The organism is Cellvibrio sp. GW822-FHT04B05, from assembly GCF_058800985.1.
The window spans coordinates 1-1,961 of the sequence record NZ_JBXAMU010000012.1; the positions used below are offsets into that span (position 1 = coordinate 1).

Sequence of the window (1,961 nt, forward strand, 5' to 3'; positions counted from 1 at the left end):
TTTAATAAACCGAAAGCAGCAGTTCCGGTTGTTGACCAGCGCGATACTGCCGCCAGGAAAGATGCGCCCATTGTCACAACCACCGCACCGGAAGCCGGCGCAGTCAGTCATGCGGATGGCCAGTTGACGCCGGTGCAGCAAAGTGAATTGAAAGTGGAGCGCGCGAAGGGAAGTAGCAGTGCACCGGGTGGCATTGCGCTGAATTTATCCAGTCTTGATTTCAGCAATTATGATTTCGATGGCTTGAATGCACGCATGGCAGAAATGGATGCAATAATTTCCAGTATGCAAAGCCAGTTTGATTTGGCGAGGACGATTGCCGATGCTGTGGGATACTCATCAAATGCCTCTGGTTTTAGCTATATAGACAGCAAAATAGGTGAAGTCGAAACGCTCCTTGCGATTGGCTCTGGCATGATTGGTACTGTAGCAGGCGGCATAACGGGCCTTGCAACCCAGTTGTTCACATGGGGAGATACCAACGCAAGTCTTGCAGTCATGGATGGTGTGCGTGATAGTTTCACTTACTCACCTAGAAGTGCAACCGGGCAGGGCTATCTGTCCAATGTAGGTTCAGCATTAGCACCCGTTGGTAATTTTTTTGAAGGGTTACAACGTACTAGCGGTGACTTTGGTTATGGGCTTTTTGGGAATAATGCGTTAGCAGGTGCTACGTTTAGTATTCTTCCAGATATCGGTTTGGAGTTGATTACTGGCGGCACAGCCGCCATGCTGCCTGCGCTTGCAAGATCAAGTAAAACAATGGGCAGGTTGGATGCGACAGCTACAAACAGTGGTCGTGCTGACATAATTGCAGAAGCTAATGTTCGATCTTCATATTTGAAAGAAAAATATGGGCATCTCACATCAGAGCAAAGAATGGCTCGCATTGATGAGATTTCCCGCACTAACTATGAAGCAAGACTTGGTGATGCAATTAATAATCAAGAATATGTATTCAGATATTTATCGGAGGATAGTTTAAATACATCTCTTCAATTCGGAACAGTGAGAGGTTATACGACCACTGAATTTACCCATTCAAGTAGTATTGCAGCAAGTGGCGCTCAGATTCTTCCGCAATGGGGAATCCCGCAGTATGGAGTTGCAATCCCTGTTAACAAGTTAAATGGATTTAGTCTGGCTAGGCCGATGGGAAATAAAGCATCGATTGGCTGGGAACCGTACACGAATTCCTATCCTAGTGCTGGTTCAGGAGGTTTTAGCCAATTTTTGATTAATGATGTGCCTATTGATCAAACTTATATCTTTAGGTTAAAGCCATGAGTTGTGAAATCTGCGTGCTTCACAAAGGTGGCTTTTCTTCTGAGTCTGAATATATGAGATTCAAAAAGAAACTATCGAATGCAGTCGAAAAAGGTGATTTGAGCAAAATGGATAAGAGATTTGTGAACGAGCCTTTTTTGAAAATTCAATATCTATGTAATCACTGTAGTGCTTCTTGGATATTATTAGTCCCAGATCAGGCATTTCGTGGAGGTTGGCAAGAAATTTTATGAGCAGTGAAAATATTGATATTATTTTACCTTCAGGTTTAAATGAGGCATCCGCCAGCTCGTTAAAACTTTGTGAGCTTTTTGTCGAGCAACTGTTTAAATCGGAATTTAATCAAATAGATTTGAGTGTCGATGATGTGGGGAAGGTCGTTAATTGTCGTGATTCAAAAATAAAGGAAGTAATTAATTTGATTTATCGCGCAGGCAAAATGGATTTTTTTGTTAAACAGTTTATTGCTTTATTGCACCCCTCCTCAAATAAGGATGCTCTTGGTGAACTTGTATGTGTTCGAGAAGGAGTGGTTAAAAAATTTGCTTTCTTTGAAAACGAAAAACTTTTTATTAGTTGGAAAATTTTTACTATTTAGTTGTACTGTCCGAATGTCCACAGCACTGAGTGAGACATTTTCAAGCCTGATTTTTGCTGAAAAAGTGTAAAGATCA

Annotated in this window: 2 protein-coding genes; both read left to right on the plus strand. The window is 42.0% G+C overall.

Going from position 1 to position 1,961, the window contains the following annotated elements; genetic code table 11:
* Positions 1-1,287: hypothetical protein (locus AC1RJL_RS19830; protein WP_492917270.1), on the plus strand; the 1,287-nt coding region annotated here is incomplete at its 5' end.
* A 229-nt stretch (positions 1,288-1,516) separates the two neighbouring features.
* Positions 1,517-1,885: a hypothetical protein gene (locus AC1RJL_RS19835; protein ID WP_492917272.1), complete on the plus strand. Its 369-nt coding sequence runs from the start codon at positions 1,517-1,519 to the stop codon at positions 1,883-1,885.
* The last annotated feature ends 76 nt before the right edge of the window (positions 1,886-1,961 follow it).